The organism is Zafaria sp. Z1313 (genome assembly GCF_050563205.1).
Taxonomy (GTDB): domain Bacteria; phylum Actinomycetota; class Actinomycetes; order Actinomycetales; family Micrococcaceae; genus JAZDCJ01.
Genome location: NZ_JBNWUK010000018.1, coordinates 21,374 through 46,488 on the forward strand (window position 1 = coordinate 21,374; position 25,115 = coordinate 46,488).

Genomic DNA, 25,115 nt, shown 5'->3' on the forward strand with positions numbered 1-25,115 from the left:
CCCGCGTTCCGGGGAGCCGTCCCGGCACCTCCCCCACGCCGGGCCCCCGCCGGCGCCTGCGCGACTCCTGGCCGGCCCGGCACCCCGTGGCCGCCGCCGGCGCCGTCCTCGCGACCGCCGTCGCACTCGTCCCGGCCGCCTACCTCGTCGTCCGGACGCTCGAGTACGGGCCGGCGGCGCTGCTGGGCCAGCTGTTCACGGAGCGGATCGCGCGGCTGACCGCCACCTCGCTCCTGCTCGTCGCCGTGGTCACCGCCCTGTGCCTCGTGATCGGCGTCGCGCTCGCCGTCCTCGTGACCCGGACCTCCGTGCCCGGCCGCCGGGCCCTCGCCGTCGCCGCGGCGCTGCCCCTGGCCGTGCCCAGCTACGTCGCCGCGTTCGGTTGGACCTCCCTCGTCGGCCTCTTCGACGTGCGCGCGGGCTTCGAGGGCTTCTGGGCCGCCGTGTTCGTCCTCACCCTCGTGACCTACCCCTACGTCTACCTCGCCGTGAGCGCCTCCCTGCTCTCCGTCGACGCGGCCCACGAGGAGGCCGCGCGGGCCCTGGGCCACTCGCCGGCCCGGACGTTCCTCAAGGTCACCCTCCCGCTCGTGCTCCCCGCCGTCGCCGCCGGGGGGCTGCTCTGCGCGCTCTACATCCTCGCGGACTTCGGCGGCGTCTCGATCCTGCGCGTCGACACGTTCACGCGGGCCATCTTCACCTCGTTCAACATGGGCTTCGACCGGCTCGGCGCCGTGGCCCTGTCCTCCGTGCTCCTGGCCCTGACGGTGCTCATCCTGCTCGTCGAGTCCCGCTTCCGGCGCACGGGGACCCGCTATGCGCGCCTCGGCTCCGGCGTCCGGCGCCCCCACGCCCTGCTGCCCCTGGGCCGCTTCGGCGTCCCCGCCGCGGCGGCCGCCTGGCTGCTCGTCGGCGTCGCCGTCGGCGGTCCGCTCGCCGCGATGGGCGTGTGGAGCGTCCGCGGGGTCTCCCGCCCCGGATCCCTCGCCGAGGTCGCGGCGGCGTTCGGCGGCTCCGTCTGGGCCGCGGGGCTCGGGGCCCTCGCCACCACCGCGCTCGCAGTGCCGCTCGGGATCGCGATCGCCCGCTCCGGCTCCCGCTGGCCACGGCTCGCCGAACGGCTCGTCTACCTCGCGCACTCGCTGCCGGGCGTCGTCGTCGGACTCTCCGTGGTGTTCCTCGGCATCAACGTCGCCTACGCCTTCTACCAGACCCAGTGGCTCCTCACCCTCGCCTACTGCACCCTGTTCCTCCCGCTCGCGCTCGGTCCCGTCGTCGGGGCCGTACTCCTGGCCCCTCCCCAGGCCGAGGAGGCGGCCGCCGCGCTCGGGCGCGGCCCGGTCCGCGTCTTCCTCAAGGTCACCCTGCCCCTGGCCCTGCCCGGCATCGCCTCCGGCGCGCTCCTGGTCCTCCTGACCGCCGTCAAGGAGCTCCCCGCGACCCTCATGCTGCGGCCCACGGGCTTCGAGACCCTCGCCACGCGGCTCTGGACCCACACCTCCGTCAACGCCTACGCGGCCGCCGCGCCCTACGCGGCGCTGCTCGTACTCCTGGCCATCGCCCCCACCTGGATCCTCGTGGCCCGGGTCTTCAGGGAGAAGACATGACCGATCCCCACCTCCGGCTCTCCGGCATCACCAAGTCCTACGGACGGTCCCGGGCCCTTGCCGACGTCGACCTGGACGTCGCCCCCGGAAGCACGACCGCCGTCGTCGGACCCTCCGGATCCGGCAAGACGACGCTCCTGCGGATCATCGCCGGGTTCTCCACGCCCGAAGCGGGACGCGTCGAGCTCGGCGGACGGACCCTGCTCAACGGATCGGGCCGCCCGCCCGTCCCGGCGCACCGGCGCAACATCGGGCTCGTCGCCCAGGACGGGGCCCTGTTCCCGCATCTCAGCGTGGGCGAGAACGTCGCCTTCGGGCTGGACCGGGCCCGCTTCCGCGGCCGAGCCGGGCGGGAGCGCGTCGAGGAGCTGCTGGACATGGTCGCGCTCGGGCCGGAGCACGCCGGCCGCCGGCCGGACCAGCTCTCGGGCGGGCAGCAGCAGCGCGTGGCGCTCGCCCGCGCCCTGGCCCGCGAACCGGAGCTGATGCTGCTCGACGAGCCGTTCTCCGCGCTCGACGCCGGGCTGCGCGTGGCGACGCGCAAGGCGGTCGCGGCCACCCTCGCCCGGGCCGGGGTGACCACGGTCCTCGTCACCCACGACCAGGCCGAGGCCCTGTCGTTCGCCGACCAGGTCGCCGTCCTGAGCGACGGCCGCCTGGCGCAGGTCGGCGACCCCCACACGGTCTACGCCAGGCCCGCGGACCTCGACACGGCCCGCTTCCTCGGAGAGGCGGTGGTCCTCGACGCACGGCTCGACGGCGGACTGGCCCGGTGCGCGCTGGGGACGGTCCCGGCGTCGTCCCCGCCCGGCGCGGCCGACGGCGCGCTGGTCGAGCTCATGCTGCGTCCCGAACAGATCCGCCTCGTGGACTCCCCGGGCATCGCCGGGACCGTGGTGGACGCAGACTTCTTCGGATCCGAGATCGCCGTCCGGATCCGCCTCGACGCGCCGGACGGCGGCGGCCCCGCGGCGCCCCAGGTCATCACGATCCGCCACTGGAGCGCGGCACACGTGTCCCCCGGAACCGCCGTGTTTCTGCGCGTCGACGGCGAGGGCGTAGCCTACCTTCCATGACCGCACGGCCCTTCCTGCTCCTCTCCACGCGCTCCAACGCGACCGCCGCCGAGGACGAGGTCCGCGGCTTCCTCGACCAGTCCGGGATGGACCGCCGGCGGCTCGAGGTCCTGCGCCTGGGCTCGGGCCCCGGTGCCGTGCCCGTCCCCGACGCGCTCCAGGACGGCACCGCGCTCGACGCCTACGCCGGCATCCTCGTGGGCGGCAGCCCCTTCAACTCCTCCGACCCCCACGACCACAAGGACGCGGCCCAGCGCGAGGTCGAGGCCGGGCTCGGACGCCTGCTGGACCACGTCGTCGAACACGACGTCCCCTTCCTCGGCGCGTGCTACGGCGTCGGAACCCTCGGAACCCACCAGGGCGCCGTCGTCGACCGCCGCTTCGGCGAGCCCGTCGGAACGAGCGCGATCGAGCTCACGGACGAGGGCGTGTCCGACCCGCTCACCGCCGGCATGCCGCGGCGCTTCACGGCCTTCGTGGGCCACAAGGAGGCCGTCTCCGAGCTGCCGCCGCACGCCGTGCTCCTCGCGACCTCGGGGCCGTGCCCCGTGCAGATGTTCCGGATCAAGAAGAACCTCTACGCGACCCAGTTTCACCCCGAGCTGGATCCGGCCGGCCTGGCCACGCGCATCGCCGTGTACCGGGACGCGGGCTACTTCCCGCCGTCGGACGCGGAGCGGCTCACGCGCGAGGCGCTCGCCGCCGACGTGCCGTGGCCGGGAGTGCTGCTGCGCAACTTCGTCAGGATCTACGCGGACGCCGCGGTGCCTCGGTGAAGCCCGGCTGGGCAGAGGGGGCCTGCCCGGCGGCCAGCATCGCCACGAACTCCGCGGCCCGGCGCGTGCGGGCCGCTTCCGTCTTGAGCGTCTGCAGCCGGTGGTAGATCGCATAGCGGTTGGACGCGTTGAGCCGGGCGTAGGCCTCGGCGGCCGCCGGGTCCGCGGCGAGCCCGTCCAGGAACACCCGCGGCGGCTCGGCCGACGATCCGCCCGCGTAGGCGGCCTCCCAGCGCCCGTTGGCCTTGGCCGTGGCGACCTCAGCGAGTCCGGCGGGGTGCATCCTGCCGGCCTCGATGAGCTTCTCGACATAGCCGACGTTGCGGGCGGACCACATGCTGCCGGGGCGGCGCGGCGTCATGCGGACCGTGTAGCTGCCCTCGTCGCGGCTGCCCGCCTGGCCGTCGATCCAGCCGAAGCAGAGCACCTCCTGCACGGCCTGCGCGTACGTCAGGGCCGTGACGTCGCCGCCCTTCTTGTGCAGGACCAGGCGGACCCCATGGCCTTCGGCATGGTGCTCCTCGAGCCAGGCCCTCCACGCGGCGGCGTCCGGGAGCAGGAGTTCGGGAAGCGGTGCGGCCATGGACCACAGTCCACCACCCGGCGGCGGGCCTCGTCCACCCGTCCCGCGCACCTCGCACGCCTGCCGCACGCGCAGCCGCTTCCCGCGCACACTGCACCCTTCCTGCGCGCCGCTAGTCGCCCGCGCAGCCGCTTCCCGCGCGCGCTGTACCTTTCCTGCGCACCTTTGGCCGCTCCTGCGCGTTTTAGCCCCGGCTCAACCGTGCTGACTAGGCGTTTTCGGAAAGGTTGAACCTAAAAGTGCGCGGGGGTCTTGACGGCGGGGGCTAATTTGCTAGCATTCTAGCCATGACAGAGCAGCCCGCCGCCACGGACCCCAAGGTCCAGTTCAACGTCTACCTCCCGGCTTCGCTGGTGCGGGAGGTCAAGCACGCCGCCATCGACGCCGGCGCGAGCCTCTCCGCCTACGTCGAGCAGGTCCTGGCCGGCCACATCCGGGCCGGCGCCATCCCACCCACGAGCGAGAAGGAGTAGCCATGCTGCGCTCACGCCCCCTCCGATTCACCGACGCCTTCGACGACTGGACCGCCCTCCTCGAGGCGCTCGGCTTCCAGCGCTCCATCGAGGCCCCGGGCTGGCACGTCTTCGACTCCGCCCAGGGCCGCGTGGCCCTCCATGCCGCCTCCGGCTCGACGGAGAAGGCGGGCACCACGCGCCTCGCGTTCGAGGTCGGCGACCTCGACGAGTTCGCCCGCCGGACCGAGGAGGCCGGAACCCGGGCCGTCATCACCGAGGAGGCGCACGGCCGCACGGCCACCATGACCGGCCCCGACGGCATCGCCTTCACCGCCGACCCCGAGACCACAGGGCCGCTCCCCGGAACAGACCCGGGGATGCACGTCCTGCAGCTCTGGGTCACTCCCGACACTGCGGGCGCCACGACCGCCCTGCAATCGATCGGCGCGCGGCTCGAGGTCGTCAGCGAGACGGGCGGCTGGGCCCAGCTCCGGGCCAGGAACGGCGGCCTCGCCGCGGTCCACACGGGCGTGGATCCGCGCATCGACCTCTCCTTCGAGTACGACGGCGATGCCGGGCTCCTGCTCGCACGCCTCCTGGGCGCGGGGCTCGACGCGCACCTCGTCGACGAGTCCTACGGGCGCACCGTCAAGGTCGCCGATCCGGACGGCGGGGAGGACCTGTGGATCACGGAGAAGCAGCGCGACCTCTACGGCTACCGGCTCGTCGACGTCCCGACGGACTAGCCGGCGATCCCGGTGGCGCCACGAGGATCGGCCGCGGCGCCCTGGGAATCCAGCGAGCGCCGCACGCCGGCCGGGGCCAGGATCTGGCACAGGTGCCGGTAGACGTTGCGGCTCGCCGTCGGGTCCAGCACGATCCGGCCGCCTTGGCGAACGACCCGGAAGTGGCCTGCGGAGCCGGCCGTGAGGTAGGCGACCACGTCCTGACCCGGCGACTCGATCCACCAGAACAGCCACGGTTGGCCCCAGAGGTGCTGCAAGGCTTCCGGGGCACCACCGGGAGCCGCGCCGACGGCGTCCCGGCGGGCTCGGAACGCATCCTCCGAGACGGCGTAGGGCCCGTCGGACGGCGCCCAGGCCGGGCCGATGCCGAGCCACGCAGCGACGGCGGCCGGCGCCTCGCCTGCGTGCAGGAAGTCGATCTGCTGGCGGTCCGTCCACGCCGCCCCGCCCGGTTCCGCGGCCATCTGCTCGAGGGCCGAAGGACCGGCCAGGACGAGGCAGCCGTCGTCGTGCCCGAGCCACAGCTGCAGCAACGAGGTCCGGCCTTCCCGCTCGGTCGCGAAGCGCACGGAGCGATCCGCCTCGCGCAGCGGGGTGGTCACGGTGAACCCGGAAGGAGTCAGGGCTCCACCGGGCTCGGCGAGCCCCGCCGACTCGAGCTGCGCCAGGGCGGCGGCCGACGCCCCCAGCTCCAGCCGGCCCAGACCGCCACGGATCCTGTGTCCCCCGTCGGGAAGGGCCTCGACCTGCGCGGAATCCCCCAGTCGCTGGAGCAGGAGCAGCGTGTCCGGGGCGAGCCACGGCCCCTTCGAGTGGTACGGCTGGGAGCCGGCCAGGCCCGAGAGCTCTTCGAGGTCCCTTCCCGTCTGAGCGGAGGCGAACTCCTCGAACCGCGGATCCCGGTCCGGAACGAATCCGAAGGGTGGCGCGTCCACCGCCGGGCCTCCCTCCCAGCGCACCTCATCGAGCATCCGCCGGAAGAGGGCGTCGCACTCCGGCAGGTCGGCTTCGGCGCAGCTCAGCGTCACGGTGACGGCCTGGCCCTCGTGGGCCAGGAGCAGCTGCACCGCGTGGACCGCCCCGGCGGACATCCGGTGCACGATCTCGATCCTCCGCCCCGGAACGGGCCGGTCCCAGGCGTCCACGGCGAGCACGTGGCATGCGTGAAGCTGGGAGCGGTTGCCGGCCAGCGTCAGCGTGGAGAGCTGTGGCACCGTCCCGTCGAAGGAATTCACGGCGACGACGAGGGTCGGAGCAAAGCGCCCCGGGGCGGCGTCGGGCGCCAGGAGCAGTTCCAGGCCGGGCGGCCGCTCCCCGTTCCGGCGGTCGGTCCAGTGCTCGGGATGCCCGATGCTGACCGGGCCGGCGTCGACCCGGGCCCAGGCGGGCGGGGTCGAAGCACGCGTGGTGCCGTGGTCCATGATCTATTGTCCGTTCTCCGAGGTGTCGCGCCGATCGCGGGGCCCGGTCCGTCGTCGTACCAGCCAAGCCGAGATGTCCGCGCGGTCCGCACCGCGCGCTTCCCAGTCCCGGTACCAGCCGGGCTTCCACCGTTCCGGGAGCCGGTGGCTGAAGACGAGGGAGAGGACCACGCCGAGCACCACCACGGCCGCGGCGACGCCGGCGCCGAACTCCGCCGGACGCGGGGAGTAGCGCATCAGCTGCTCGGCGAACAACGCCCCGCCGGCCAATAGCAGGGTGACGGCGGCGATGCCGAGGGGCAGCAGTCCCCAGTGGCGCCCCACGGGCAGGAGCGGCGGCCTCGTCAGCATCCAGGAACGGTAGGCGCCCCGGTACGAGCGCACGCAGGCCGTCATGAAGGCAGCGAAGCCGCCCAGGCCGAGGGCCGCATAGACGATCAGGAACAGGACGTGGTCGGTCATTGCCTCGACTCTCTTTCTCCCGGCGCCGAGGGGCGGCGGATGGCGGGGCCCTCCCCGAAGGGGACCTGACCACGATAACGGCGCCTCATCCCCAGAAGTCGTTCCACGCGTTCTTGACGCCGTCGAGCGCGCCCTCGCCGTCGGTCCAGTTGTCGATGGTGTTGCCCAGGATCTCGCCGCCCCAGCCGCCAATGATGCCGCCGGCCACGGCCCCGATGACGGTGCCCACTCCGGGGCAGATCATCGTGCCGATCGCCGCGCCGCCCGCCGCGCCGCCGAGCGAACCGAGGAAGGATCCACCGGCGCCGAACGCCGCGGACTTGGCGGCACTGCCCCAGCGCTCCTCCGCCGTGTATTCGGGGTGCTCGATGAGGTCCTGGTTCCATTCCTCCGCCCCGTTTCCCCAGGCACTGAGCAGCACGTCGGCGCCCTCGATGAAGCGCCCGCCCCATTTGGCCCAGGAGGGCGGTTCGCCCGCAATGCCGAACCTGGCGTCGACGACGTCGATCCGGGTCCGCTGCTGGATCACCGTCTGGCGCAGGTTGATCTCGGTCCGGCTGAGGACGCTGCCGTCGGCGAAGAGGATCTCCAGGTGCGACACGTCAAGCCGGGTGATGCTGATGGTCTCCACGATGTCGAAGACGTAGCGGTCCACGCGGAGGTGCTCGAGGGCAGTCGTCGCCGCCGTGTAGGCGACGGCCGATCCCGGGCTCGCGAAGACCCCGGGGTCCGGGACGTGGGCGGGATCGACCTGGCGGATCACTTCGGCGCAGCGCTCCTCCATTTCCAGCAGGGCAGCGGCCACGGCGTTGACCTCGTCCTGGGCCGCCTTCTCCTGGTTCACGCGGTAGTTCGGGTCGTCGTCGGTGGACTCCGCGTAGCAGACCATCGAGTCTGCGACCGCGGCGTTGTAGCGGTCGCGGATGCCGTCGATCTCCTCGCAGTAGCCGTACAGCGCCTCGCGGATCGCGTTCGTCCCCAGCTCGCAGGCCTCTCCGTATCCGGGCACCTCGTCCATGGCGTTGTGGATCTTCTCGGCCCCGTAGTCGCAATCGATGAAGCCGTTGACGGGAAGCCACGCGTTCCGGGCCTGGTCCGCGTTCGTCGCGACCCTGCTTCCCGCCGTCTTCACGGCGCGGGCCTTGCCCCGGAGATCGGCCGTATCCGGCAGCTCGGGCAGCCCGCTCAGGTCCACGCTCACGTCGCGTCTTCCGCGGAGCTCGGCACCGAGGCGATCTCGCGTCGGGCGTCGGCGGCCATGATGTCGTCCCCGTCCACCCACGCCTGGACGATCTTCCGGGATTCCGCGACGACGTTGAGCGAACGCCAGTGTGCCAGCGTCGCGACCTTGCCGAGATAGGCGTCGTGCACGTCCTGGAGCGCCCCCGAGATCAGGCTGCTCTGGCTGGCGCCGACGGCGTCCTCGATGGAAGTGCGCAGCCCCGTCACGAGGTCCTCGAACTCCCCGGCCTCGGTCTCGGTCGCCGTGATGACACCATTGGCGCCGGCGACGTCTACCGACCAATACGTCAAAGACATTGATGATCCACCTCCGGGGACCACCGTAGCGTGACCGCGGACGCGCTGCGATGGGGACTTCTCCCCATCTGACCCGCCGCCGGCGCGGACCGGGCGGGAATACGCCGCCAACGCACCGGGTTCGCACGGGATGTGAGCCTTCTCTTCTCCCCCACGGAATTGTCCACCACCGACGGCACCGGGCTGGCGCTGCGCAACCGCGCGTTCCTCGCCCCCATGTGCCAGTATTCGGTCACCGCCCGCGACGGCGTCCCCACGGACTGGCACCTCATGCACCTCGGCGCCCGGGCCGCCGGCGGGTTCGGGCTTGTGGTCGCGGAGGCGACCGCCGTCGTCCCCGAGGGACGCATCTCCGATCTCGATGTGGGGCTGTGGAACGACGCCCAGGCGCAGGCGTGGACCCGCGTCACGGACTTCATCCACGCCCAGGGCGCCGCGGCCGGCGTGCAGCTTGCCCATGCGGGCGGCAAGGCCTCCACCTACGGATGGCTGCCCGACCACGCCGCCGGCGGCCGGACCGGCAGCATCCCGCCCGAGGACGGCGGCTGGGAGACCCTCGCCCCCTCGGCCACGGATCTGCACGGGCTGCGGCCGCCACGGGAACTCACGGTCGAGGAGATCCGCGCCTCGGTGCGCGACTGGGCCGAGGCGGCCCGGAGGGCGGACCGGGCCGGGTTCGACCTGGTCCAGATCCACGCCGCCCACGGCTACCTCATCCACCAGTTCCTCTCCCCGCTCTCCAACCACCGCACGGACGCCTACGGCGGTGGCTTCGAGAACCGGACGCGTTACGTGCGCGAGGTCGTCGAGGCCGTCCGGGACGCCTGGCCGGCCCACAAGCCCCTCGGCATCCGCTTCTCGGGCGAGGACTGGGTCGACGGCGGCTGGCGGATCGCCGACACCGTGCGGCTCGCCCGGGAGCTGCGGGAGCTCGGCGTCACGGTGTTCGACCTCTCCAGCGGCGGCCTCGGCCCGTACCACGGACCCACCGGGCCCGGCTACCAGATCGCCCTGGCCGCGGCGGTCAAGGAGGCCCTGGCCGGCACCGGCTCGTTCGTCACGGCCGTCGGGATGATCACCTCGGCGGCGCAGGCCGAGCAGGTCCTCGTCGCCGGTCAGGCCGACGGCGTGAGCATCGCCCGCGCCGCCCTGAACGATCCGCACTGGGCGGCGGCCGCCGCGAAGGAGCTCGGTGTGGCCCCGGACTCCAACCCGCGCGCCGCGCAGTACTGGCGCGCCGCCTGGTAGTCGCGTCTGCACTGCCGTCGCCGGCGGCGCCTCCCGCGCCGCCGGTGCGGCCCCGGCGTCGTCATAAGGTGCCCGGCGCAGCAGCCCCTCCTAGCCTTGGGGCATGAGCATCACGGAATCCCTCCTCGCCTTCGCCGCGGTAGCCGCCCTCCTGACGGTCATCCCGGGGCTCGACACCACGCTCGTGCTGCGCTCCTCGATCGTCGCGGGGCGCCGGAACGGCTACGCGACGGCGCTCGGGGTCAACACGGGCGCCATGATCTGGGGCATCGGCGCCGCCGTCGGCACCACGGCCCTGCTCGTGGCCTCCGAGGCCGGCTTCATGGTCCTCAAGCTCGCCGGCGCCGCGTACATGGCCTACCTCGGCGGCTCGATGCTGTGGCGTTCCTTCCGGCGGCCCGGGCGGATGGGCCCCGGCGCCCTGGCCTCGCCGGGGCCCGGCGCCGCGGCCTGGACGGGGCACGCCACTGCGCCCGGTTCACTGCCGCCCGACGCCGTCCCGGAGCCCCGCGAACGGCTCGCCTCCTCGTGGGCGAAGGGCTGCGTCACGAACCTCTTGAACCCCAAGGTCGGCGTCTTCTACGTCGCGATGATCCCGCAGTTCCTGCCCGAGGGCGTCGCGCCGCTGGCGATGGGGATCGCCCTCGCGGGTGTGCACAACCTGCTCGGCCTGGCCTGGTTCACGCTCATCATCCAGGGAACGCACCTGTTCCGCGAGCGGCTGCAGCGCCCCGCGGCCGCCCGCTGGACGGACCGGATCACCGGGACCGCGCTGCTGGGCTTCGGCGCGGCGCTCGCCCTGCGTTCGAGGTGACGACGCCGGGGCGCGGCGCCGGGTCGTCGCCTGGCCGCGGATGACGCTCCGCGCTCCTGCCCAACGCGTGGGTAGATCACCAGGTCTACCCGAAGCCGGAGCAGGTCGCCGCGGCAATTTCCCCACGCGTGGGCAGATAATGCTGGACAACGCCAAGGGCATCCGCGTGATCTGCCCACGCGTTCGCGCTGACGACGCCGGGGGGCCGGGTGCGGACGCACCACCGCCCCCGTCCGGTTCGGACGGGGGCCGGTTGACGCGGCCGCGCTAGTGTCCGGCGTCGGCGGGGACCGGCTCGGCGGCCGGCTTGCGCATCTGCGTGGCCAGGACGACGACGGCTCCGCTCACCAGGGCGGCGACGAAGAAGCCCTGCCGGAACCCGTCCACCTGGGCGTCCACGGCTCCGGATCCGGCCGCCGCCGAGGCGGCCGCCGCGGAGGCCATGATCCCCACGAGCAGCGCGGTGCCGGCCGCGCCGCCGAGCTGCTGCAGGGTGCTGAGCACGGCGGAACCGTGCGAGTGCAAGTGGTGCGGGAGCGGGTTCAGGGCCGTCGTGAAGGACGGGGTGAACAGGAACGCGAAGCTCAGCGACATCAACAGGTGTGCGAGGACCAGCGCCCAGACCGGGGTCTGCGCCGTGAGCTGCGTGTAGCCGGCCAGGACCAGGGTCAGCAGCACCGACGCCGGGACGACGAGCGGGCGGGGGCCGACGCGGTCGTAGAGCCGCCCGACGAACGGCGCGAGCACGCCCATGAGGATCCCGCCGGGCAGCAGGAGCAGCCCCGTGCCGAGGGTATCGAGCCCGCGGACGTTCTGCAGGTACATCGGCAGCAGGATGATCACGCCGAACAGGGCCACCATCGCGAGCACCATGAGAATCAGGCCCGTCGTGAACGGACGGTAGGTGAAGGGGCGCAGGTCCAGGAGGGCGCGGTCCCCGCGCTGCAGGCGCAGCTGCAGGAACGTGAAGCCGGCGAGGCACAGCAGGGCGACGGCCAGGGCCGCGACGGCTCCGGGGTCGACGCCGGGCGCGGCCCCGCCGTCGTGCCCTCCGCCGATCTTGCTCAGTCCGTAGACGAGCCCGCCGAAGCCGGGGACGGCCAGCAGGAGCGAGGGGACGGACAGCGGCGTCGAGCCGGCCTCTGCCACGCGGTCCAGCCGCGGGGCGCCGATGAAGAGCGCGGCGAGGGCGATGGGCAGCACCAGCAGGAACATCCAGCGCCACTCGAGGTACTGCAGGATGAGACCGGAGATCGTCGGGCCGATCGCCGGGGCGACGGAGATGACGATGCTGACGTTGCCCATCATGGTGCCGCGACGCGTGGGCGGCACGAGGTTCAGGATGGTGGTCATGAGCAGCGGCATCATGATCGCCGTGCCCGAGGCCTGGATGACGCGCGCGCCGAGCAGCACCTCGAATCCGGGGGCGAGCCCGGCCAGCAGCGTGCCGGTCGAGAACAGGCCCATGGCCATGAGGAACACCGTGCGCATCGAGAAGCGCTGCAGCAGGTAGCCGGTCGTCGGGATGACGACGGCCATGGTCAGCATGAACGCGGTGGCGAGCCACTGCACGGCGTCGGCCGTCACACCGAAGGCGTCCATGAGCCGCGGCAGGGCGACGTTCATGATGGTCTCGTTGAGGATCACGACGAACGAGGAGACCAGGAGCACGCCGATGGTCATGCGGGCTGCGGGATCGAGCCGGTCCGGCGCGGCGGTCGAAGAGCTGGCGGGGGCGGTGGGCTGCACGATGGGTCCTCTGGGGAGGCGCGGGGCTGGCCCGCGCTGGTTCTGGGGTTCCGGGATGGATCCGGGGTCGCTGCATCACGCCGTGCCCGCCCGAACCTCAACGGTAACCCGTTGAGTGCGGCAACTATTCCCGGCGCGGAGGATTCCTCGCCGTGAGGCGTGATTGCGTCGCCGCCGGGATGGGGGCGTGCTCTTGGGGAGCCGATGCGCTAAACATGAACTATGAGCGTGCGCACCCCCGATCCCTACCCCGGCTGGCTGTCCGACGAGGACCTCTACGAGGCCCGCCAGCGGCTGCCGATCATCTACGTGGAGGCGATCCCGGTGCGCCTGGATCCGCTCGGCTACGTCAGCGAGGTCGGCCTGCTCTACACGGCGGACGCCGACGCGCAGTTCAAGCGGACGTTCGTCTCGGGCCGCGTGATGTACCGCGAGACCATCCGCGCCGCCCTGGTGCGGCACATGGAGAAGGACCTGGGACCGTTCGCCATGCCGCAACTGCCCGCGAGCCCCGTTCCCTTCACGGTCGCCGAGTACTTCCCCTCGCCCTCGGAGACGGGGCTGACGGACGAGCGCCAGCACGCCGTCTCGCTCGCCTACATCATCCCCGTGCGCGGCGAATGCAGCCCGCGCCAGGACGCCTTGGAACTGACCTGGCTGAGCCCGGAGGACGCGTTGAGCCCGGAGGTCCAGGACGAACTGCCCGGCGGCCGCGGCAACCTGGTCCGCCAGGCCCTCGCCCACGTCGGCTGGTGCCGCTAGGAGCCGCGTGGAACAGAACAGCTACGTCCGCTCCGTCCGCGCCGAGAAGGTCGCCCCCGGGCACCGCTTCATCACCCGCACGGGCGCGCCGAGCCTTCCCGTGGCGAGCGTGCGCACCGTGCAGGACAGCTTCGGCACGCCCGCCTACGTCGAGGCCGTCCTCGAGAGCGGCCAGACCGCGACGATCGCCTACGGCTCCTCGATCCGCGTCCACACCACCGAGCCCCCGCCCGAGGTCACGCTCGATGAGCTGACGGTCATCCCCGTCGAGGACGGCTCGCCGGAGGCCGTCCTGATCGAGATCGCCCGCGAGTACCCGTGGGACCAGCGAGTGCTGGAGCCGATCGCCCGGCTCAGCCGGGGCTTCAACGCCAAGGCCGGCGCCCACTTGGAGGACGTGCGCCTGCTCGCCCGGCTGCTGCTCGTGGACCTGCAGGACCGTGCCAACGCCTGGCGCGCGCTCGGGATCCTCACGGAGCTGCCGTTCGACGGGAACTTCGGCCGCTGGAAGACCATCCAGCTCGCCCTCGCCGCGGCGTCCTACCTCGCGTTCGACGACGGCGACGCCGAAGCCGCCGACCGGTACGCCGAGGCGCTGCGGGCCACGGACCACGTCGAGGCCGACCCGGTGCGCTCCCGGCTCGGCGCCGAGCTGCGCCAGCGCCAGCTCGACGAGCCCAACCTCTTCGACCGCGAAATCCACCGCGCCGCGGCCACCGGGGACCGGGAGTCCGAGCGCGAGTGGCGGCTGCAGCGCTTCGAGGCGCTCCTGCACCTGCGCGCCCACGGCGGATCGCGCACGCTCGGCGCGGACGAGCTCGCGCGGATGATCCGGCACGAGCTCGACGCCCTGCGCGGGCTGGCCGGCGAGGGCCCCGACGCGCCTGCGGGCTGAGCCCGGTCAGGGCGCCGGGGGCGCCCCGTCCCGCATCCGGCGCGCGAGCGAGGAACCCAGCAGGACGACGGCGACGCCGACCACCGAGCCGAGGACGGTCTCGACGATCCTGTCGTAGAGCAGCGCCGTGGACGGCCCCGTCATGAGGGAGCTGCCCACGAGCGCGAGGGGCGTGACGCACACCTGCGCCCAGAAGTAGTTGCGCGTGATGAGCATTTCCGCGGCGAACTGGGCCGAACCGATCAGGAGGATCAGGATCCACGGGTTCGGATCCGCCAGGATCACGAGCGCCATGACGCCGAGCCCGGCGAGCGTGCCCAGGACGCGGTGCAGGCCGCGGGCCACGCGGTGCCGCGTGCTGTGCCCGACGAGGGGCACGACGGCGGCGACCATCGCCCAGTAGGGGTGGCCGGCCGAGAAGACGGGGCCGAGCAGCGTGGCGGCCGCGCCGGCGGCCCCGGCGGCGAGGAGGTAGCCGAGCGACTCGACGCGGACCGCCATCCGGTACCGCCGCGACATCGGCCGCGGCGCGCTCCGCACCCAGGGCGTGCGCCGGGCCGGGTGCAGGCGGCCGGCCTGGCCGAGGGCGAGCGCCAGCAGGACCGTAGCGGCCGCGGTCGCGAGGGACTCGGGCGCCGGGGGCAGCGCCGGGATCGAGGCGATCGCGGCGAACGCGAAGATGTGGAAGAGCGATCCGGCCGGCCGCATCTGCCACGTCCCCGCGACGAGAGCGCACGCGCCGGCGACGAGCGTCGTCAAGCCGGTCACCACCCAGGTGCCGCCCACCGAGCCGTGGTCGACGAGGAAGGTCGAGGCGGCCCAGGCCGCAGCGATGAGCACCCAGAACATGGTGCCGGCCCGCAGCTGGGCCGCGAGGCGGTCGCGGTGGCCCGGTACCCGCCCGTAGATCCCGGTGAACGCCCCGAAGACCGCGAAGACGGCCAGATCCAGCCGGTCGGCGGCGATGAGGGCCGCGAGCGGCAGGAACACGCCCAGGGCGCAGCGGAGGCCGATCCACGGATCGCGGTCACCCGGCCCGAGCCGCAGGAGGGCGCCCCAGGACAAGGGCGCGGCCGGCCCCGAAGCGGGCGCCACGGAGTCCGCCGTCGTGGCGCGCGGCAGGGCCGCTCCCGCCTCCGCGGGATCCACGGGATCGGGGCTCGGCGCCCCCGTGCCGTTGTCGTTGTCCACGCGCCTACCGTATCCCCGGCCACCTGCCCTCCCGCCGCGTCGGGCCGCGTTCGTGGCCGACGCAACACCGCGCCGGGACCGCGGGAGGCCATGAGGCAGACTAGAGGGGTGCCAGATGCGAACGCCCCCGTCCCCCCGTTGACCGACCCCGACGCCGCCGAGGGCGCGGACGCCCGCTCCGGCGTCGTACCCGGCACGGGGCACCCGCGGCAGGCGGACTTCGGGTTCACGCTCGGGACCCGGCTCACCCGGCCCGACGGGACGCCGGGGCTCGGCCGCACGGGCACCATCCGCACGCCCCACGGCGAGGTCAGGACCCCGGCGTTCATCGCCGTCGGGACCAAGGCGACCGTCAAGGCCATCACCCCCGAGGCCGTCGCGGAGCTCGGCGCCCAGGCCGTCCTCGCCAACGCCTACCACCTGTACCTGCAGCCCGGGGCCGACGTCCTCGACGCCGCCGGCGGGCTCGGCCGCTTCATGAACTGGAACGGCCCCACGTTCACCGACTCGGGCGGCTTCCAGGTGATGAGCCTGGGCTCGGGGTTCAAGAAGGTCATCGACATGAAGAACGTCGACGCCTCCGGAGCGGACGACGCCGTGGCGCCCGGCAAGGAGCGGCTCGCGAACGTCGACGACGACGGCGTCTGGTTCAAGTCCCACCTCGACGGAACGCGGCACCGCTTCTCCCCCGAGATCTCCATGTCCGTCCAGCACCGGATCGGCGCGGACATCATGTTCGCGTTCGACGAGCTGACCACCCTGCACAACTCCCGCGGCTACCAGGAGGAGGCGCTCGAGCGCACGCGGCAGTGGGCCGTGCGCTGCGTCGAGGAGCACTTCCGGCTCACCGACGAGCGGGCGGACAGGCCGTACCAGGCGCTGTTCGGCGTGATCCAGGGGGCGCAGTACGAGGACCTGCGGCGCAAGGCGTGCGCCGACCTCGGCGCGATGGACTTCGACGGCTTCGGGATCGGCGGGGCGCTGGAGAAGGAGAACCTGGGCACGATCGTGGGCTGGTGCGCCGAGGCGCTGCCGGAGGACAGGCCGCGGCACCTGCTGGGCATCTCCGAGCCGGACGACGTCTTCACCGCGATCGAGAACGGGGCGGACACCTTCGACTGCGTCTCCCCCACCCGCGTCGCCCGGAACTCCGCGTTCTACACGGCCCACGGGCGCTTCAACCTCTCCGGCTCGCGCTACAAGACGGACTTCACGCCGCTGCAGCAGGGGTGCGACTGCTACACGTGCACCCACTACACGCGCGCCTACATCCACCACTTGTTCAAGTCCAAGGAGATCCTGAGCCACACGCTGATCTCCATCCACAACGAGCGCTTCGTGGTGCGCCTCGTCGACGACGCGCGGCAGGCGATCGAGGACGGGACCTTCTACGAGCTCAAGGAGCGCACCCTCGCGGACTACTACGCCGGCAACCCGGACCCGCAGGGACTCTAGCCCCCCGCCCCAGCGCACTTTTAGCTTCAAGCAAACGCGGGCGCCCACGTCAGCGGGGTCGAGCCGCGGCTTAACCGCGCAGGAACGCCGAAAGGTGCGCGGGAAGGGAGCGCCGCCGGTTCCCCGCCCCTACAGCTCCGATCGCCGCCAGGGCGCCCCGGGCGCGGCGCGGCGCCAGCGGACGCGGCGCACCAGGACCACCATCATCACCACGAGCCCGACGAGCAGCAGCAGCACCAGGATCGGCAGGAAGATCGCGGCGGCGGCGAGCCCCACGGCGGCCCCGTCCTCGGCGGTGCTGACGACGGGGGCGGCGGTCCCGACGGTTCCGGCGTTCAGCACGGGCCGGGACACCATCTTCACGAGGTGCACCGCCAGCGCGATCCCCACGCCGAGCGCGACGGGGATCCACTGGTCCCCGGCGAAGAACGAGTCCGGGTCGGAGACGGTGACCGTCTCGGCGCCGAGCCCGGAAGCGAACACGATCCCGCCCGAGGCGGGGCGGACGACGGTCTGGACCCAGTCGTTGATGCTGTCCACGATGGGGATCTTGTCCGCCACGATTTCGAGCAGCAGGAGGACGCCGAGGAGCGCGAGCATCCAGTCGTTGGACAGCCAGGCCCATTCCGCGGGCAGGGCCACGAGCCCCGTGAAGCGGTCCATGAGGCCGAGCGCCAGCATCGGGATGTAGGCGTTGAGCCCCGCCGCCGAGCTCAGTCCCATCGCGGTGAGGAATTCCATACCCTCAGGGTAAGGCCGGGCGGGGACGGTGCAGTAGGGCCGGGGAGGACGACGCCGGGTCCGCGCCCGGGCGCGCCGGTCCGGGCGGGCGGGGCCTCGCCCGGACGGGTGGGGTCCCGGCGCCTCGTCCGAGGGCGACGGGCGTGGCGGTCAGGCCGCCGAGGGCGCCGTTTCCCCGTAGCTGGGTTCGCGGCGTTTGAACCAGGCGATGACGGTGGTGGTGACGGGGACGAACAGCACCTCGACCGCGGTCTTGTAGAGGAAGCCGACGACGACGTAGTTGATGAAGGTCGCGGTGTCGCTGATGCCGATGACGCCGGCGGCGATGGAGCAGAAGATCAGCGTGTCGGCGAACTCGCCGACACCGGTGGAGCCGAGCAGGCGGATCACGAGGCGCTTCTCGCCGAAGCGCTCCTTCATCTTCACGAGCACCCAGGAGTTGAGCGTCTGTCCGGCGGCGAAGCCCAGGAGCGAGGCCGCGACGATCTGCCACACGGGTCCGAGCGTGGCGGCGAGCGCCTCCTGGCCCTCGTACCAGTCGGCGGCGGGCAGGTGGATCAGGATCCAGAAGCAGAAGCTCGTGAAGAAGGACAGGGCGAAGGTCGTGATGATGGCGCGGCGGGCGGCCTTGAAGCCGTAGACCTCGCTGATGACGTCGCCGAGGATGTAGGCGAGCGGGAAGAGGAAGAAGCCGCCGTCCGTGACGATCGGGCCGAAGGTGACGCCCTTGGTGGCGCCGATGTTGGACAGGACCACGACGACGGCCATGAGGGCCAGCGCGGTGGAGAAGTAGGGGCTTCCGGCCGCCGCGAAGGCGGCGCGGACGGGCGAGGGGGTGGCGGTGTTCGCGGCCATGTGAGGGGTTCCCAATCGTGGAAGTGGTTCGCCAGGCGGCGCCCGGTTCCCCGGTGCGGCCGCCCGCTGTATTAGCACTTGACCCCCGATTCTCCCACGGGCCGTGGCGGCAGGTCATTTTGCCTCAATTTTTTGAACATGTTCAAAAAGCGGTAGACTGGCCTGGATCCCAGCAACGGCAAGGCAGAACATGGCCCCTTCGAGTCCCAAGGCCGCGCACACGCGGCAGAAACTGGTCAATGCCTCCGCCAAGCTCTTCGCGATCCACGGCTACGAGAAGACCACTTTGCGCTCGATCGCCGCCGAATCGGGGATGTCGCTGGGGAGCGCCTACTACTACTTCGAGTCCAAGGAGCAGCTCGCCGGGGAGCTGTACCGGGCGACGCGGGAGGCGCACCGGAACCTCGCCTGGCCGCGCCTGCTCGTCGGCAACACGCTCGAGGGCAACATCCGCGCGGTCATGGACACGGCCCTCGACGCCCTCGAGCCGTTCCAGGGCTTCGGGCCGGCCTTCCTCCGCGCGGCCTTCAGCGGCGGGGCTGGACCGGAGGCCGCCGATGCGGACGTCGCGGCGGTGAACCGGGCCAAGGAGTTCGGCCTCTGGCGGCAGGCCGTGACCACGGCCCGGCCGCAGCCTCCGCTCGCGATCCGCAACGACCTGCCGGAACTGCTGTGGCTGGTCCAGCGCGGGATCCTCCTGTTCTGGGCCTACGACGCCTCGCCGGGCCGGGAACGGACGCGGCGCCTCGTGCGCAACGCGGCGCCGCTCCTGGCCCGCCTGTCCGTGCTCTCCCGCCTGCCGGTGGTGCGCGCGATTCTCGACGACGTGATCGGGCTCGTGCGCTCCGCCGCGGACGGCGATCGGACGCCATATCGTCGGTGAACCGCGATAACCTCGCGTCATGGCTTCGAACCCCACCGGCAACCATCCGGATCCGCATCGGGCCGGCGATCAGGTCTCGGCCTCGGGCGACGCCCTGCACCGGCGCTACGACCACCATCCGGACCACCACCGCGTGACGTTCACAGCGGGCGCATTGCTCAAGGGCCTCGCCGCCACCTGGGCGTGCCTGGTCCTGGCGGCCCTGGTATTCCTCGGCGGCACGGCAGTCGGCGGCGCCGGGAACGGTCTCGAAGGCTGGCTGACGTTGGCCACGGGCTTCGCCTGGATCTGCCTCATCGCCCTCGTTGCGTGCGCGGTCTTCGGCTTCCCTCTCGGACTGGTCTTGGGCGTCCTCCTGCGGCCCGTCCGCAGCCAGCTCGTCCACGTCACCGTGTTCTTCCTCGCCGGAGCCGCTGCAGCGGCCTTGTGCGCCACCGTGTTCGGCCTGGACATCAGGGACTCACTTCCGCTCCTCGCACTCGGGGCAGCAAGCGCCGCAGTCGGACGGGCCGCCGTGTGGCGCGATGTCCACGTGCACAACCCGGCGCAGGACGGCAGTGCCGCCCGACCATGACCGGCGCCGCATCCCCTGCCTAGACTGGACGCCATGACCTCGACCGATCTCGCTCCCGCCCCAGCCATCACCCTGACCATCGCCGGCTCGGAGGCCACCGGCGGGGCGGGCGCGCAGGCCGACCTCAAGACGTTTCAGGCGCTCGGCGTGTACGGCATCACGGCCCTGACCTGCATCGTCTCCTTCGACCCGAAGGAGAACTGGAACCACCGCTTCACCGCCGTCGAGCCCCGCGTCATCGCCGAGCAGCTCGAGGCCGTACAGGCGTGCTACGTGGGCCAGCTGGATACGGTCAAGCTCGGGATGATGGGCAGCCCGGCCACCATCGAGGCCGTCGCCGCGGCGCTGGACAGCCAGGAGTGGCGCAACGTCGTCCTCGACCCGGTGCTGATCTGCAAGGGCCAGGAACCCGGCCACGCCCTGGACACCGACCAGGCCCTCAAGTCCACGCTGCTGCCGCGGGCCACGTTCATCACCCCGAACCACTTCGAGGCGGAGTCGCTCTCCGGCCGCACGATCCGCTCCGTGGAGGACCTCGCCGAGGCGGCCCGGATCATCCACGAGGCCAGCGGCGCCGCCGTCCTGGCCAAGGGCGGCGTCCGCCTCGACGGCCCGGACGCCGTCGACGTCTACCACGACGGAACCACCACCGAGTTCCTCGCGGCGCCCAAGATCGGCGAGGTCGCCGTGTCCGGAGCCGGCTGCTCCCTCGCGGCCGCCGTCACGGCCGAACTCGCGAAGGGCGCCGCGCCGCTCGCGGCCGCGCGCACCGCCAAGGACTTCGTGACCACCGGCATCCGCCACCGCGTCGCCTCGGCGGCCCCCTTCGACGCCCTCTGGCAGGGCGGCGCGGGATAGCGGGACGACGACGCGACCCGGGCACCGCCGTCGTCCTCCCTCCTGCGCCCCTCGAGCACCCCCTCCCGCGCGGGGCCGTGGAGGTATAGGGTCGGGCCGCATGGCACTGGATCTCGTACAGGTGAACTTCAAGGCCGCGGACGAGGCGGCGCTGGGCCGCTTCTGGGCGGACGCGCTCGGCTGGGGCGTCTCGAGCGAGGCCCCCGGCGTGGCCAACGTCGAGCCCCACGGCTTCGACTGGCCGGACCCCTCCGTCGTCTGCGTGGACGTCGTCGCCGTCCCGGATCCGGAGACCGTCCGCTACCGGGCGCACCTCGACCTCGCGACGAGCTCCGCCGCGCACCAGGAGGAGCTCGTCGCCCGCCTCCTGACGCTCGGGGCCCACCGGGCAGACATCGGCCAGGGCGATGTGCCGTGGACCGTCATGGCCGACCCCGAGGGCAACCTCTTCTGCGTCCTGGAACCCCGCGGCCTCTACGCCGACACGGGGCCGATCGCGGCCGTCGTGGTGGGCTGCTCCGAGCCGCTGGCGACGGCGGGGTTCTGGGGCGACGCCCTGGGCTGGGACGCGTACGACGCCGGAGCGGACCTCGCGCGGCTGCGCTCGCCCCGGGGCGTGGGACCGTTCCTGGAGTTCGTGCGCCAAGTGGACCCCGGCGCCTCGTCCGGGCGCGTCCACCTCGACGTGCTGCCGGGACCCGGCGACGACCAGGACTCGGAAGTGGCGCGGCTCAGGTCGCTGGGGGCCACGGACGTCGACCTCGGCCAGGGCGACGTGCCGTGGGTGTGCCTCGCCGACCCGGAGGGCAACGACTTCTGCGTGCTGCGCCCGCGTTGACGACAGCCTTCCCCGCCTCGACACACCTTGTTGTCGAACGATTGTCAACAAACATCGTCAAACGAACCCTTGACATGTGGTTCCGGTCACCTAGGCTTTCACATCGGGGGGCGTGCTGCGGCTGATGGCCGCGCGGGCCCCTTTCGTCCGCCTCGAGGCAACAAGGAGCATCATGAAAAACTCGCACCGGCCCCGGCTCGCCCGGGCAGTCGTGGCCGCGGCAGCGGGCGTGGCCCTCGCCGCGACCATGTCCGCCCCGGCATTGGGGGCACCACAAGAAGTCGCCGAAACCCCCGGGAGCCTCTCGCAGGCCCTCGGGGGTTCCGCGTTGAAGGACCTGAAGGTCAGCGGCCCGCTCGCGACCGCGCAGGGGGAGGTCTCCGTCTTCGTCCAGTTCGAGGGCACCGGCGCCTTCGAACAGACGCAGCCCGTGGAGGTCCGCACGGGCAAGGCCAAGCCCGTCAAGGCCCAGGCCAAGGTCCGCCAGATCCGCGACGGAATCACGGCCAAGGGGCGCTCCGCCGCCACCGAATCCAAGTCCAAGGTCATCTACACCACCACCAACACGGTCCCCGGCGTCGCCCTGCGCGGCGACGCGGACCAGCTCCGCGCCCTCGCGGCCCGCCCCGACGTCGTGAAGATCAGCGCGATCGTCCCCAAGAGCCCGGACAACAAGGGCGCCGTGATCGACACCAAGGCGCTCGAATCCTGGACCAACCTCGGCGAGACCGGCGAGGGCGTGACCATCGCCGTCCTCGATACGGGCGTCGACTACACGCACGCCGACTTCGGCGGACCCGGCACCCTCGAGGCCTACGAGGCCGCCCAGGACTCCTTCGAGCTCCCCTCGGCGGCATCCGGGCTGCGCGATCCCGCCAAGTTCATCGGCGGCTGGGACCTCGTCGGCGACGACTACAACGCCAACCCGAGCTCGCCCACGTACCAGCCCGTCCCGAACCCGGACCCCAACCCGCTGGACTGCGCGAGCGCCGGCCACGGCACCCACGTCGCCGGATCCGCGGCCGGCTACGGCGTCAACGCCGACGGCAGCACGTTCGACGGCGACTACTCCTCGCTCACCGCCGCGCAGGTCTCCGCCATGCGCATCGGCCCCGGAACGGCACCGAAGGCCCAGGTCGTCGGGATCCGCGTGTTCGGCTGCGAGGGATCCTCCGCCGTCGTCGGCCAGGCCCTCGACTACGTCCTGGACCCGAACAACGACGGCGACTTCAGCGACCGCGCCCACGTCGTGAACATGTCGCTCGGCTCGGACCACTCCCCCGTCGACGACCCGGAGAACGCGATCGTCGACGCCCTCGCCGAGCAGGGCATCCTCTCCGTCGTCGCCTCGGGCAACGCCGGCGACGTCACCGACGTCGGCGGATCCCCCGGCAACTCGCGGTCCTCGCTGACCGTCGCGAACAGCATCGGCTCCAAGGTCACGATGGACGCCATCGAGGTCCTTGCCCCCGCCGACGTGGCGGGCACGGCCTCCGGCCAGTACTCCGTGAACTTCAACTACGCCGCGGCGAGCGACGACCAGCTGACCGGCGAGGTCGTCATGGCCCCGGCGGACAACGCGTTCGGCTGCAACCCGTTCCCCCCGGGGACCGACCTCGGCGGCAAGTGGGTCTGGCTGCAGTGGGAAGAGGACGGCGCATTCCCCTGCGGCTCCGGCGTCCGCTTCAACAACGTGCAGGCCGCCGGCGGCGGCGGCGTGGTGCTCGACTCGCCGCGCCTCGTCTTCGATGCCGGCATCGCCGGCAACACGGGCATCCCCGGCGTCCAGCTGAACCGCACCTACTCCGAGCTGCTCCGCCCGGCCGCCGAGGCCGAAACGCTGCAGCTGCGCGTGGACGCGGACCTCATCGGCGCCGCGTCCGGCGACTCCGGTGCGCTTGACACGCTGAACCCGAGCTCGTCGCGGGGCGTCCACGGCTCGGAGGGCATCGTCAAGCCCGACGTCGCCGCACCCGGCACCCTGATCGGCTCCGCCGGCGTCGGCACGGGCAACGGCCCCGCCGTCATGACGGGCACGTCGATGGCCACGCCCATGACCGCCGGCCTCGCCGCGCTCGTCGCCGGCTCCGGCGACTACACGCCGTACCAGATCAAGAGCATCGTCATGAACACGGCCTCCGCGGACGTCCTGGCGCCGAACGGCGCCGCCTACGGACCGAACCGCGTCGGCTCCGGTCGCGTGATCGGCGACGCCGCGCTGAAGACCCCGGCCTACGCCTTCGCGAGCGACGACCCCGACCTGACCTCCGTGGTCTTCGGCGTCATCGAGCTCGGGAAGAAGAAGCACAAGGAGACCAAGTCGGTCACGGTCCACAACAAGTCCAAGTGGACCCAGACCTACGACGTCGCCTACGTCCCCTCCTCCGAGATCCCCGGCGCCAGCTACGCGCTGAGCACCAAGAAGGTCACGGTCAAGGCGGGCAAGACGGCCAAGTTCAAGATCACCCTCACGGTCGACCCTGCGCGCTTCGCGAAGACCATCGACCCCACGATGGAGCGGACCCAGCAGGGCCTGAACCGGCAGTGGCTGGCCGACGCCAACGGCCGCATCCAGCTCACCGCCAAGGGCCAGCCGACCCTGCGCGTTCCCGTCCAGGCGGCCCCGAAGGCCTCCTCTGACATGACCGCGGGCAAGAAGTACACGGTCAAGAAGGGCCAGGACACCGTCGAGGTCAAGCTCAAGGGCAACGGGCGCTTCCAGGGCAACGGCGACCAGCGGATCGTCTCGCTCGTCTCCGCGTTCGAGCACGGGGCCTCCAGCCCGCGTCTCGGCGCCTCGGTCGACGCCGTGCCCGGAGCGCGTGAAATGGACCTACAGCATGTGGGCGCCGCCTCCGACGCCCCGCTCGTCGGCACCGCCGACGGCGTCCTGAACTTCGGGGTCAGCACGTGGGGCAATTGGACCCACCTCGCCGGCGGCACGGAGATCGACGTCGAGATCGACACCAACGGCGACGGCCGCCCCGACTTCGTCACCTTCACGGCGCAGATCGACGGCATCGACCAGGACCTCGCGGCGACCTTCGACCTCGCCACGGGCGCCCAGGTGGACCTGTGGCCGGTCAACGGCCTCACGGGAGAGACCGACACCAACGTGTTCGACACCAACGTGGCGTCCCTGCCCGTCTCGCTCGAGGCGCTCGGGATCGACGACACGAGCTCCGGCCAGATCCAGTACCGCGTCAGCACCTACAGCTGGTACAACACGGATCTGGACGGCAACACGGTTCCGGTCGACACCACGGACTGGGTGGCCTACAACGCCGTGAGCCCGGACCTGTGGTTCGAGGGCGCCGGCACCGGCACCGCGTTCGTCGACCTGCCGGGCCAGTCCCTGCTGGCCCACGTGGGCGACTACTCCTCCACCGCCACGGCCACGAAGGCCAAGGGGAAGGACAAGGGCAAGGACAAGAAGGCCTCCGTCGAGGCGACGGGCCTGTTCCTGCACTACCACAACGCCACGGGCAACCTCTCCGGCAAGGGCTCCAACACCGGCGACAAGGCCGAGCTGGTGACGTTCACCAAGAAGAAGTAGGCACCACGCACCGCAGGCGGCCCGGCACCCG

The 25,115-nt window shown here is 72.3% G+C and carries 24 protein-coding genes; 15 read left to right on the forward strand and 9 right to left on the reverse strand.

What is annotated here, in order from left to right; genetic code table 11:
- Positions 1-86 precede the first annotated feature (86 nt).
- Genes ACQ3I4_RS13770 through ACQ3I4_RS13780 form a run of 3 tightly spaced genes read left to right on the forward strand, consistent with a single transcriptional unit; the run spans position 87 to position 3,459 of the window.
- Positions 87-1,607, forward strand: coding sequence for an ABC transporter permease (locus ACQ3I4_RS13770; RefSeq protein WP_430633766.1), 1,521 nt, complete (start codon positions 87-89; stop codon positions 1,605-1,607).
- The gene (locus tag ACQ3I4_RS13775; protein WP_329862415.1) at positions 1,604-2,683 is read left to right on the forward strand and encodes an ABC transporter ATP-binding protein; all 1,080 of its coding nucleotides are present in this window, start codon (positions 1,604-1,606) and stop codon (positions 2,681-2,683) included. Before ACQ3I4_RS13770 ends, ACQ3I4_RS13775 begins: the two co-directional genes overlap by 4 nt.
- Positions 2,680-3,459: a glutamine amidotransferase gene (locus tag ACQ3I4_RS13780; RefSeq protein ID WP_329862417.1), complete on the forward strand. Its 780-nt coding sequence runs from the start codon at positions 2,680-2,682 to the stop codon at positions 3,457-3,459. The genes ACQ3I4_RS13775 and ACQ3I4_RS13780 overlap by 4 nt, the downstream gene beginning before the upstream one ends.
- On the opposite strand, the gene ACQ3I4_RS13785 is transcribed toward ACQ3I4_RS13780, so the two are convergent.
- Positions 3,425-4,042, reverse strand: coding sequence for a YdeI/OmpD-associated family protein (locus tag ACQ3I4_RS13785; RefSeq protein WP_329862419.1), 618 nt, complete (start codon positions 4,040-4,042; stop codon positions 3,425-3,427). The two genes, ACQ3I4_RS13780 and ACQ3I4_RS13785, sit on opposite strands and share 35 nt — an antisense overlap.
- Positions 4,043-4,329: 287 nt before the next feature.
- Here ACQ3I4_RS13785 and ACQ3I4_RS13790 point away from each other — a divergent pair, with 287 nt between their 5' ends.
- Positions 4,330-4,515 carry a CopG family transcriptional regulator gene (locus tag ACQ3I4_RS13790; RefSeq protein WP_329862421.1) on the forward strand — a complete coding sequence of 62 codons (186 nt, stop codon included), beginning with the start codon at positions 4,330-4,332 and terminating at the stop codon, positions 4,513-4,515.
- 2 nt (positions 4,516-4,517) lie between these two features.
- Positions 4,518-5,243: a VOC family protein gene (locus ACQ3I4_RS13795; protein WP_329862423.1), complete on the forward strand. Its 726-nt coding sequence runs from the start codon at positions 4,518-4,520 to the stop codon at positions 5,241-5,243.
- On the opposite strand, the gene ACQ3I4_RS13800 is transcribed toward ACQ3I4_RS13795, so the two are convergent.
- From ACQ3I4_RS13800 to ACQ3I4_RS13815, 4 genes are all read right to left on the reverse strand, one after another.
- Positions 5,240-6,664: a hypothetical protein gene (locus ACQ3I4_RS13800; protein WP_329862425.1), complete on the reverse strand. Its 1,425-nt coding sequence runs from the start codon at positions 6,662-6,664 to the stop codon at positions 5,240-5,242. The genes ACQ3I4_RS13795 and ACQ3I4_RS13800 overlap by 4 nt on opposite strands.
- 3 nt (positions 6,665-6,667) lie before the next feature.
- Positions 6,668-7,126, reverse strand: a complete 459-nt coding sequence (locus ACQ3I4_RS13805) for a hypothetical protein (RefSeq protein WP_430633767.1) — start codon at positions 7,124-7,126, stop codon at positions 6,668-6,670.
- Between the two features lie 85 nt (positions 7,127-7,211).
- Complete coding sequence (locus ACQ3I4_RS13810) at positions 7,212-8,327, reverse strand: hypothetical protein (RefSeq protein WP_329862429.1); 1,116 nt, start codon at positions 8,325-8,327, stop codon at positions 7,212-7,214.
- Positions 8,324-8,665: a DUF6507 family protein gene (locus ACQ3I4_RS13815; protein WP_329862431.1), complete on the reverse strand. Its 342-nt coding sequence runs from the start codon at positions 8,663-8,665 to the stop codon at positions 8,324-8,326. The genes ACQ3I4_RS13810 and ACQ3I4_RS13815 overlap by 4 nt, the downstream gene beginning before the upstream one ends.
- A 132-nt stretch (positions 8,666-8,797) precedes the next feature.
- On the opposite strand from ACQ3I4_RS13815, the gene ACQ3I4_RS13820 reads away from it, so the two are divergent.
- Positions 8,798-9,913 carry an NADH:flavin oxidoreductase/NADH oxidase gene (locus ACQ3I4_RS13820; protein ID WP_329862433.1) on the forward strand — a complete coding sequence of 372 codons (1,116 nt, stop codon included), beginning with the start codon at positions 8,798-8,800 and terminating at the stop codon, positions 9,911-9,913.
- A gap of 103 nt (positions 9,914-10,016) precedes the next feature.
- Positions 10,017-10,727 carry a LysE family translocator gene (locus tag ACQ3I4_RS13825; protein WP_329862435.1) on the forward strand — a complete coding sequence of 237 codons (711 nt, stop codon included), beginning with the start codon at positions 10,017-10,019 and terminating at the stop codon, positions 10,725-10,727.
- A gap of 267 nt (positions 10,728-10,994) precedes the next feature.
- Here the strand turns inward: ACQ3I4_RS13825 and ACQ3I4_RS13830 are convergent, their stop codons facing one another.
- Positions 10,995-12,410, reverse strand: coding sequence for an MDR family MFS transporter (locus tag ACQ3I4_RS13830; protein WP_430633784.1), 1,416 nt, complete (start codon positions 12,408-12,410; stop codon positions 10,995-10,997).
- A gap of 288 nt (positions 12,411-12,698) precedes the next feature.
- Here ACQ3I4_RS13830 and ACQ3I4_RS13835 point away from each other — a divergent pair, with 288 nt between their 5' ends.
- Together ACQ3I4_RS13835 and ACQ3I4_RS13840 are read left to right on the forward strand one after the other, a co-directional pair.
- Complete coding sequence (locus tag ACQ3I4_RS13835) at positions 12,699-13,238, forward strand: NUDIX hydrolase family protein (RefSeq protein WP_329862439.1); 540 nt, start codon at positions 12,699-12,701, stop codon at positions 13,236-13,238.
- A 7-nt stretch (positions 13,239-13,245) separates the two neighbouring features.
- The gene (locus tag ACQ3I4_RS13840; RefSeq protein ID WP_329862441.1) at positions 13,246-14,133 is read left to right on the forward strand and encodes a DUF6707 family protein; all 888 of its coding nucleotides are present in this window, start codon (positions 13,246-13,248) and stop codon (positions 14,131-14,133) included.
- 6 nt (positions 14,134-14,139) lie between these two features.
- On the opposite strand, the gene ACQ3I4_RS13845 is transcribed toward ACQ3I4_RS13840, so the two are convergent.
- A complete protein-coding gene (locus tag ACQ3I4_RS13845; protein ID WP_329862443.1) occupies positions 14,140-15,324 on the reverse strand; it encodes an FUSC family protein in 1,185 nt (394 codons plus the stop codon).
- Between the two features lie 108 nt (positions 15,325-15,432).
- Between ACQ3I4_RS13845 and tgt the strand changes: the two genes are divergently transcribed.
- Entirely contained in the window at positions 15,433-16,779 is a 1,347-nt protein-coding gene (gene tgt, locus ACQ3I4_RS13850) for a tRNA guanosine(34) transglycosylase Tgt (protein WP_329862445.1), read from the forward strand.
- 129 nt (positions 16,780-16,908) lie between these two features.
- On the opposite strand, the gene ACQ3I4_RS13855 is transcribed toward tgt, so the two are convergent.
- Both ACQ3I4_RS13855 and ACQ3I4_RS13860 read right to left on the reverse strand, forming a co-directional pair.
- Positions 16,909-17,520: a DUF4126 domain-containing protein gene (locus ACQ3I4_RS13855; protein ID WP_329862447.1), complete on the reverse strand. Its 612-nt coding sequence runs from the start codon at positions 17,518-17,520 to the stop codon at positions 16,909-16,911.
- Between the two features lie 150 nt (positions 17,521-17,670).
- Entirely contained in the window at positions 17,671-18,375 is a 705-nt protein-coding gene (locus ACQ3I4_RS13860) for a queuosine precursor transporter (RefSeq protein ID WP_329862449.1), read from the reverse strand.
- 190 nt (positions 18,376-18,565) lie between these two features.
- Between ACQ3I4_RS13860 and ACQ3I4_RS13865 the strand changes: the two genes are divergently transcribed.
- The 5 genes from ACQ3I4_RS13865 to ACQ3I4_RS13885 all read left to right on the forward strand — a co-directional run bounded on the left by ACQ3I4_RS13865 (position 18,566) and on the right by ACQ3I4_RS13885 (position 25,084).
- Entirely contained in the window at positions 18,566-19,258 is a 693-nt protein-coding gene (locus ACQ3I4_RS13865) for a TetR/AcrR family transcriptional regulator (protein WP_329862451.1), read from the forward strand.
- Positions 19,259-19,277: 19 nt separating this feature from the next.
- The gene (locus ACQ3I4_RS13870; RefSeq protein WP_329862453.1) at positions 19,278-19,832 is read left to right on the forward strand and encodes a hypothetical protein; all 555 of its coding nucleotides are present in this window, start codon (positions 19,278-19,280) and stop codon (positions 19,830-19,832) included.
- A 33-nt stretch (positions 19,833-19,865) separates the two neighbouring features.
- Positions 19,866-20,690: a hydroxymethylpyrimidine/phosphomethylpyrimidine kinase gene (locus ACQ3I4_RS13875; protein WP_329862455.1), complete on the forward strand. Its 825-nt coding sequence runs from the start codon at positions 19,866-19,868 to the stop codon at positions 20,688-20,690.
- 100 nt (positions 20,691-20,790) lie between these two features.
- Positions 20,791-21,528, forward strand: a complete 738-nt coding sequence (locus ACQ3I4_RS13880; RefSeq protein WP_430633768.1) for a VOC family protein — start codon at positions 20,791-20,793, stop codon at positions 21,526-21,528.
- Positions 21,529-21,700: 172 nt separating this feature from the next.
- Positions 21,701-25,084, forward strand: a complete 3,384-nt coding sequence (locus ACQ3I4_RS13885; protein WP_430633769.1) for a S8 family serine peptidase — start codon at positions 21,701-21,703, stop codon at positions 25,082-25,084.
- The last annotated feature ends 31 nt before the right edge of the window (positions 25,085-25,115 follow it).

Coding starts and splice junctions, on each gene's coding strand:
- ACQ3I4_RS13815 (WP_329862431.1), bottom strand. CDS start 8,665: ATGTCTTTGACGTATTGGTCGGTAGACGTCGCCGGCGCCAATGGTGTC.
- ACQ3I4_RS13800 (WP_329862425.1), bottom strand. CDS start 6,664: ATGGACCACGGCACCACGCGTGCTTCGACCCCGCCCGCCTGGGCCCGG.
- ACQ3I4_RS13855 (WP_329862447.1), bottom strand. CDS start 17,520: ATGGAATTCCTCACCGCGATGGGACTGAGCTCGGCGGCGGGGCTCAAC.
- ACQ3I4_RS13875 (WP_329862455.1), top strand. CDS start 19,866: ATGACCTCGACCGATCTCGCTCCCGCCCCAGCCATCACCCTGACCATC.
- ACQ3I4_RS13835 (WP_329862439.1), top strand. CDS start 12,699: ATGAGCGTGCGCACCCCCGATCCCTACCCCGGCTGGCTGTCCGACGAG.
- ACQ3I4_RS13785 (WP_329862419.1), bottom strand. CDS start 4,042: ATGGCCGCACCGCTTCCCGAACTCCTGCTCCCGGACGCCGCCGCGTGG.
- ACQ3I4_RS13865 (WP_329862451.1), top strand. CDS start 18,566: ATGGCCCCTTCGAGTCCCAAGGCCGCGCACACGCGGCAGAAACTGGTC.
- ACQ3I4_RS13860 (WP_329862449.1), bottom strand. CDS start 18,375: ATGGCCGCGAACACCGCCACCCCCTCGCCCGTCCGCGCCGCCTTCGCG.
- ACQ3I4_RS13790 (WP_329862421.1), top strand. CDS start 4,330: ATGACAGAGCAGCCCGCCGCCACGGACCCCAAGGTCCAGTTCAACGTC.
- ACQ3I4_RS13805 (WP_430633767.1), bottom strand. CDS start 7,126: ATGACCGACCACGTCCTGTTCCTGATCGTCTATGCGGCCCTCGGCCTG.
- ACQ3I4_RS13870 (WP_329862453.1), top strand. CDS start 19,278: ATGGCTTCGAACCCCACCGGCAACCATCCGGATCCGCATCGGGCCGGC.
- ACQ3I4_RS13825 (WP_329862435.1), top strand. CDS start 10,017: ATGAGCATCACGGAATCCCTCCTCGCCTTCGCCGCGGTAGCCGCCCTC.
- ACQ3I4_RS13885 (WP_430633769.1), top strand. CDS start 21,701: ATGAAAAACTCGCACCGGCCCCGGCTCGCCCGGGCAGTCGTGGCCGCG.
- ACQ3I4_RS13880 (WP_430633768.1), top strand. CDS start 20,791: ATGGCACTGGATCTCGTACAGGTGAACTTCAAGGCCGCGGACGAGGCG.
- ACQ3I4_RS13775 (WP_329862415.1), top strand. CDS start 1,604: ATGACCGATCCCCACCTCCGGCTCTCCGGCATCACCAAGTCCTACGGA.
- ACQ3I4_RS13780 (WP_329862417.1), top strand. CDS start 2,680: ATGACCGCACGGCCCTTCCTGCTCCTCTCCACGCGCTCCAACGCGACC.
- ACQ3I4_RS13830 (WP_430633784.1), bottom strand. CDS start 12,410: ATGACCATCGGCGTGCTCCTGGTCTCCTCGTTCGTCGTGATCCTCAAC.
- ACQ3I4_RS13795 (WP_329862423.1), top strand. CDS start 4,518: ATGCTGCGCTCACGCCCCCTCCGATTCACCGACGCCTTCGACGACTGG.